At 44.8% G+C, this 6790-nt stretch carries 8 protein-coding genes and 1 pseudogene; 6 read left to right on the forward strand and 3 right to left on the reverse strand.

Annotated features, from left to right (window positions below; genetic code table 11):
* Positions 1–16 precede the first annotated feature (16 nt).
* From EWV60_RS06205 to EWV60_RS06225, 5 genes are all read left to right on the forward strand, one after another.
* Positions 17–898, forward strand: coding sequence for a tetratricopeptide repeat protein (locus EWV60_RS06205; RefSeq protein ID WP_016516440.1), 882 nt, complete (start codon positions 17–19; stop codon positions 896–898).
* 209 nt (positions 899–1107) lie between these two features.
* Entirely contained in the window at positions 1108–1875 is a 768-nt protein-coding gene (locus tag EWV60_RS06210) for a hypothetical protein (RefSeq protein ID WP_287231593.1), read from the forward strand.
* Complete coding sequence (locus EWV60_RS06215) at positions 1868–2692, forward strand: hypothetical protein (RefSeq protein ID WP_287231594.1); 825 nt, start codon at positions 1868–1870, stop codon at positions 2690–2692. The genes EWV60_RS06210 and EWV60_RS06215 overlap by 8 nt, the downstream gene beginning before the upstream one ends.
* Before the next feature lie 9 nt (positions 2693–2701).
* The gene (locus EWV60_RS06220; RefSeq protein ID WP_002753241.1) at positions 2702–2914 is read left to right on the forward strand and encodes a type II toxin-antitoxin system HicB family antitoxin; all 213 of its coding nucleotides are present in this window, start codon (positions 2702–2704) and stop codon (positions 2912–2914) included.
* Between the two features lie 22 nt (positions 2915–2936).
* Positions 2937–3176 carry an antitoxin gene (locus EWV60_RS06225; RefSeq protein ID WP_002793069.1) on the forward strand — a complete coding sequence of 80 codons (240 nt, stop codon included), beginning with the start codon at positions 2937–2939 and terminating at the stop codon, positions 3174–3176.
* Between the two features lie 26 nt (positions 3177–3202).
* On the opposite strand, the gene EWV60_RS06230 is transcribed toward EWV60_RS06225, so the two are convergent.
* The 3 genes from EWV60_RS06230 to EWV60_RS06240 all read right to left on the reverse strand — a co-directional run bounded on the left by EWV60_RS06230 (position 3203) and on the right by EWV60_RS06240 (position 4628).
* On the reverse strand, positions 3203–3625 hold the full coding sequence (locus tag EWV60_RS06230; protein WP_024968646.1) for a type II toxin-antitoxin system VapC family toxin: 423 nt from the start codon (positions 3623–3625) through the stop codon (positions 3203–3205).
* Positions 3625–3888, reverse strand: a complete 264-nt coding sequence (locus EWV60_RS06235) for a hypothetical protein (protein WP_024968645.1) — start codon at positions 3886–3888, stop codon at positions 3625–3627. Before EWV60_RS06235 ends, EWV60_RS06230 begins: the two co-directional genes overlap by 1 nt.
* A 509-nt stretch (positions 3889–4397) precedes the next feature.
* Positions 4398–4628, reverse strand: a complete 231-nt coding sequence (locus EWV60_RS06240; RefSeq protein WP_147068957.1) for an addiction module protein — start codon at positions 4626–4628, stop codon at positions 4398–4400.
* 348 nt (positions 4629–4976) lie between these two features.
* Here EWV60_RS06240 and EWV60_RS06245 point away from each other — a divergent pair.
* Positions 4977–6790 (forward strand): annotated as a pseudogene (locus EWV60_RS06245) (tetratricopeptide repeat protein); the annotation flags it as partial.

A 6790-nucleotide genomic window follows, 5' to 3' on the forward strand; every position in this document is an offset into this window, starting at 1 on the left:
ATCCCAGGGGTAAACTGTGCCAAAACTTCGATTAATCATTTCTTTGCTCATTTTTTTCGTCGCTGGCAGCCCGCCAGCTTTTTCCCAAGCGCTACTCCCCTACGCCATCGAACCGGAGTTAGAACAGATGGAACAAGCGGGAATTGAAATGGCTGAGGATGCTATCCAATTAGCTCGTTTTCGCCGTACCGATGCAGCCCTCGGACGGGCTAGGTTAGCGGTGCAGTTGGCCCCCCATCTCTATCAAACTTGGTTTATTCTCGGTAGTTTATATCTGCAAGACGATCAGGTACAACCCGGTATCGAGGCATTAAATCAATCTTTGTCCCTTGCTCCCGCCGATGCCCACGCTAATATTAAATTTTCTCTCGGTAGTGCTTATTTTCAGAATCAAGATTACCAGTCTGCTATTGCCCAGATTGAAGCGGGTTTGCAAATTAAACCCGATGTCTCCCCCGCTCTTTTTGATCTCGGTAATTCCTATCTCAAGTTAGCACAATATCCTGATGCGATCGCAGCTTACGAAAAGGCTGTTAGTCAAGATAAAGATTTTTGGCCGGCTATTAATAATATTGGTTTAGTTAAATACGAACAGGGTGACAAGGAAGCCGCTCTTAAAGATTGGCGGGCCGCTTTGAAAATTGATCCTAAACAGCCGGAACCTCAGTTAGCTATTGCGGTGGCTATTTATAGTCAAGGGAAAACCGAGGAGGGCATCAAATTAGCTCAGGCCGCTCTCACTAGCGATAGTCGTTATGTCAGTCTAAAATTTTTGGGAGAAAATCTCTGGGGTCAACGTCTTCTGCAAGACACGGAGAAAATGTTTAATCATCCCCAAATGAAAGATTTTATCGCTCGTTTACCACAACCAACCCCAGAAGCGGAGGAAGAAAATTAAGCTGATAGCAGCAAGCATTAAGATAACCCCTTAGTTAATTTGCGAGGAATTCTTGAGGCTTGCTCTAACTAATTAGGGCTGGCTGAATATCGTTAGCAGCTTTGCTAAAAAATGGTTTTGGGACTTTATTAGCAAAACAACAAATTTTTTGCCGCAAACCCCACATACAGTACAATTATTACAGTTAAGGGTTTGAAAGGCCTAGGATGATGGCAAAGCAATCAGGGGCAATCGCGGTAACAGAACATGATAATAAATGTCCTGAATGTCTGCACCTAGAGATTTCGGGAGAACCGGTTGCGTCTGAGTCTAAGGGTGTTTTTCCCCGTTTCAAAAAGTCTGAACCAGAGGCGTTTTCCCTATCGGTGCGGATTATTTTTAATGAGCAGTGGCTTGATTTTCGCTTTGGACGGGTTAAGTTTGGTTTGCGGGGGGGAGAGTTACGCTTAAAACTGGAGAATGGCCAAATGCCTTCTGAGTTGAGAAATGAAGCGTTGAAAAAGATTTTAGCAAGGGAGTTGGAGATTGAACGTCAGTTAGGAGGAGAACAGGAAAACAAGTCTCAACTAGAAGGCTCTATAACTCCTGATTTATCGAAAGCAAACTTAAAGGGAGTTAGAGAACAGCGTCGGAAAGAGTCCCGGGGAGATAAGTTTCAGCTTAAAATAGCGCAAATTAGTCACAAGGGAGCAAATAATCAGCCTGTGTGGGTGTTCGAGAATAGGACAGGTGAGCCTGTTTTGATTGGGGAATTAGCGGATTCCCTGGGTAAAATGTTAATTGCGGGTGTTCCCTGGAGCGTTGAAGCGACATTTACTCATGAAATGCGTCAGGTTGTGATTACCGGTTTAGAAAATTTATTTAAAGATGATATTTCTGGACACAAATTGAACGTATTTGAGTTAGCAGTAGCTAAGTTATTTTTAAAGCATAAAACCCAACCCTATCTAAGTCGTCAGGTATTACGTTATGAGTGATGCAGATTTTATTCGAGAAGTTGAAGAACTTTACCTGCGTCTTGCTAATGCAGATACAGATGATCTGGTTGAGTTAGCTAAACTTGCGGGTTTAGACCCTAAAACAGATTTAGCCGACTCTGTTTGGGTTCCCTATCCCAGCTTTGGGGAATTGATTCGTCAGAACACCTTAGCGGCGGCGGTGCTGACAGATTATCTAGAAGAGCATGGGATAGAGGTAGATACTGCGGCGGCTGATAATGCTCAAGTGGTGCTACCCAAGCTAGGTAAACTAGAAGCTGTATTGATTCCCCAAGACTCTGGTGAAGAAATGTTAGATTTAAGCCAAATTAGGGTCGAAATTGACCTAAATCCGGCAACATTAGCCTATATTTTAGTCGAGTTAGGGGAAGGAGGAGCTTGGTTAACTGGGGTTCTGTTGAGTTCGGACCTGCGTCAGGATTTCCCAGAAGGCGGTGCGGTGTCTTTGTCCATGAGGAAACCTATATCGGCGCTGTGGGAGGCTTACCGTCGGTGGGAAAACTGTCAGCAAATCATGGCGCAGTATATCGATAAACAAGGCTGGTCAGTGGAACAGCGAGCGGAGGTAATCACGGTGTTAAACTGGGTCTGGGACTATCGGCAGGACTATGAGCGTCCGACGCTATTAAAGGAGTTTTTAGAAGAGAAGGCCAGCGAGAATCATGAGAATTTTAAACCCTTAGTCTCGCGTCCGGAAGGGGTAAAGGAAGCAACGCCTGAGCCGTCTTCAGAGGGTGCGGTGGACTGGCTAGAGGTGGCGATGGATTTGCTTGATGAATTGGGAAAATGTATTTAAAAAATAATCATGAAAAGCATTAAAATAATTGTCGAAAAACACCCAGATGGCTATATTGCTTATCCTTTAGGTATTGAAGGTGTTGTCATTGGCGAAGGCGAATCATATCAAGAAGTGCTAGAAGATGCGAAATCAGCACTCCGTTTTCATATTGAAACCTTTGGAGTAGAAGTTTTAGATACTGAATATTCTGTCTTAGAAGCGTCTATTATAGTAAGGTGATCATTAACAAAGAGGTCAACAGATGCAAAACTTACGTCAGGTTTCTTTACTAACAAGTGGACAAGAGCAAGTCTTAACTATTCCTCCTGAACTTGCCCTATCAAGCACAGAGGTTTTGTTACGCAAAGAAGGTCATCGCTTAATCATTGAGCCGATTTCTTCCGGTTCTCTAATTTCTTTGCTGACTACTTTGCCAGACATTACAGACAATTTTCCTGATATAGATGAAGGGTTGCTTCCCCTTGATGACATTACATTTTAGAATAAAATAGCCCTGAAATTTTATTGTTATAAATAGATTCGTTCAAAAGGTTCTTTTCGATAACGGCGATAAATATCAAAGTCACTATCTAAGGTAATAATTGCAGAAATATTAAGTCTTTCAGAAATAGTAATTAAAGATAGATCTGCAAAATCTCCCGGTAGATCAGCGTATTGTTCATTAAGTTGTATGATTCTGGCAAAATCCTGTGGTAAAAGGGGAATACATTGATAAAGCTGGTGGAATAAATCACTTAAAAATTCATTTTGTGTTCGATAATTATGGCTTAAAAGATACATTACTTCTGTTATACAAGCAACAGTTGTAATCAAGTCGCTGGAACATTGTTCAAAAAAGTTGACGACAGCCCAATGATAATTATCTTGGGAACTGTAATAGGCGAATAAAATACTGCTATCTGTAATAATTTTGGGGGGATAATTTGTCATTAATGATCTTGCTGATGGTGGTTTTGTATATATTCTGCCACTACTTTTTTGCGGTTTTCTCGCAATGACAAATCAGGTGGAGCATTTTCTAAAAGATGCTGAGGATGACCTCCCCGGCGTTGTAATAAAGTTTTACGCGGTTTTAAGCTTTGCCAATGTTCGTAAATGAGTTTTTTCAGAAGTTCTTCTGAGCTAATATTCTCTTCGGAAATGATGTCTGCTAGATAGCTCTCGGTTTCTCGATCTAGATTAATCGATAACATTGTTACTTCATGGGATAAATCAACATCTTTGATTATAGCTTAAAATCCATGATCGCACTCACCCCCCATCCCCAATTGAGTTTGCTAGAGAAAAATTCGGGGTACGGGCGAAGCATTCGGATAGGAAATCTAGGGTTTCAGTAATAGGTTATTGTCCGAATGCTTCGCCCCTACTAAATCATCTAACAATCCGTCGTAACGCACCACATCTATCATTAATTTAACTACTACTTGGTGCGTTACGCTATCGAAGGGCGCACCCTACTAATACTGCTTTTTCTAAGGACTTAATTGCTATTAAATGATTTATTCCTGGAAGTTTTGGCATGATTATCCAACTTCTACATAAAGAGATTCGGCAACAACATAATGAGTAGGAGATGCTCTAATTCGATAAACCGTATCCTCGATAGCATTGATAAATGCCTGTGCAACCTCAACCCGTTGCTCTGTATAGTATTGAACTGCTTCAGCATATTCAGTGAGAGCTTCAGGGTGAAATACATACCTCATGGCTCAATCAGTCGTCTAACTTGAGCCAGAGCTTCTTCCCCCGAAATTGGCTGCACAGAGCCATCCCGAACCTCGCCTCTTCGTCTTTTTGCTTCAGTTACCCAAACTGCCTGAATTGTTGAATCGGTGTCGAATTCTAAGCTTTCTACCAACTTGTCTGCAAGCAGCGCCCTTGATACACTAGGTAAGGACAATATCTCTTCTGTCAGTTGCTCAATTGATACCATAGCCCGTCGCAGAATAATAAACTCTAAGTATTATCATCCTACAGGAAAATCGACTATGTTAGTTCTTTTTTGATAAATCTTTAATTAATCTGCTATGGGCAGTGCGTTACGCTATCGAAGAGCGCACCCTACTATAATTAGACTAGAATTGAGTTTGCTAGAGAAAAATTCAGGGTACGGGCGAAGCATTCGGATAGGAAATCTAGGGTTTCAGTAATAGGTTATTGTCCGAATGCTTCGCCCCTACTCAATCATCTAACAATCCGTCGTAACGCACCACATCTATCATTAATTTATTTGGTGCGTTACGCTATCGCTAACGCACCCTACTAAAACCTAAAAACAATCATGAACGAAGCAAGAATAGAAGCTTACTTAGCCCTAATCCAAGCGCTCCTCCAGTGCGAAAATGGTCAGGAACCAGCGCTATTAGAGGCTAACGCGGAATTAGTTGATGCAGGCTTAGTCGCTGTGATGAAGCAGTATGCAGACTTCTTAGAACAGCAAGGACAAAGCAATGAAGGGAGATGGTTGCTGAATATGGCGCAACAGTTAGAGCAAATTTTAGAACCGCCCAGAGACAACCAAAACCCCTACATCAGTTTTTTACAAACCCTACTGCAAACTATCGCAGAAAGTCGCGGAAACCGCCAAGTAATTTATCCCCTGCTCGACAATAACCTCCATCTCTTAGATGAAAACTTAGTTAACCTCCTCCGTGCTTGGGGAAATGATACCAAGGAACAAGTCAGTCCAGAGGAAACCTACCAACTAGCGGCACTCCTCTACGATCTTGCTTATGCTTTTTCTGGGTTTACTAAAGGTAATCCACTCATTAACCTAGCCATTGCCGTCTATGGATACGAGTTTTGTGCTGCAACTAAACGCCAACCGGGATTAGAAAGGGATTTAGCCGTTACCCTCAATAATCTGGGCAATGCCTACGTCACCCAAGCCGAACTAGGGAAAGAGCCGGTAGCCAACCTAGAACAGGCAATCGCCGCCTTCACCGAAGCCACCACCATCCGCCGCCAACCGGGATTAGAAAGGGATTTAGCCACAACCCTCACTAATCTGGGCAATGCCTACCGCACCCAGGCCCTACTAGGGAAAGAGCCGGTAGCCAACCTAGAACGGGCGATCGCCGCCTATACCGAAGCCACCACCATCAGCCGCCAACCCGGATTAGAAAGGGAATTAGCCACAACCCTCAATAATCTGGGCATAGCCTACAGCATTCAAGCCGAACTAGGGAAAGAGCCGGTAGCCAACCTAGAACGGGCGATCGCTGCCTACACCGAAGCCACCACCATCCGCCGCCAACCCGGATTAGAAAGGGAATTAGCCACAACCCTCAATAATCTGGGCAATGCCTACGGCACCCAAGCCGAACTGGGTCAAGAGCCGGTAGCCAACCTAGAACGGGCGATCGCTGCCTACACCGAAGCCACCACCATCCGCCGCCAACCCGGATTAGAAAGGGATTTAGCCCAAACCCTCACTAATCTGGGCAATGCCTACGGCACCCAGGCCGAACTAGGGAAAGAGCCGGTAGCCAACCTAGAACGGGCGATCGCCACCTTCACCGAAGCCACCACCATCCGCCGCCAACCCGGATTAGAAAGGGATTTAGCCGTTACCCTCAATAATCTGCCGCCTATACCGAAGCCACCACCATCTTCCGCCAACCCGGATTAGAAAGGGATTTAGCCTCTACCCTCAATAATCTGGGCGTAGCCTACCGCACCCAAGCCCAACTGGGGAAAGAGCCGGTAGCCAACCTAGAACGGGCGATCGATGCCTACACCGAAGCCACCACCATCCGCCGCCAACCCGGATTAGAAAGGGATTTAGCCGGAACCCTCAATAATCTGGGCGTAGCCTACCGCACCCAAGCCCAACTAGGGAAAGAGCCGGTAGCCAACCTAGAACGGGCGATCGCCAACCACACCGAAGCCGCCACAACTTACCGCCAACCGGGATTAGAAAGGGATTTAGCCGGAACCCTCAATAATCTGGGCGTAGCCTACCTCACCCAAGCCCAACTAGGGAAAGAGCCGGTAGCCAACCTAGAACGGGCGATCGCCACCTTCACCGAAGCCACCACCATCCGCCGCCAACCCGGATTAGAAAGGGATTTAGCCGTTACCCTCAATAATCTG

It is taken from the genome of Microcystis sp. Msp_OC_L_20101000_S702 (assembly GCF_007095705.1).
Lineage (GTDB): Bacteria > Cyanobacteriota > Cyanobacteriia > Cyanobacteriales > Microcystaceae > Microcystis > Microcystis ichthyoblabe_A.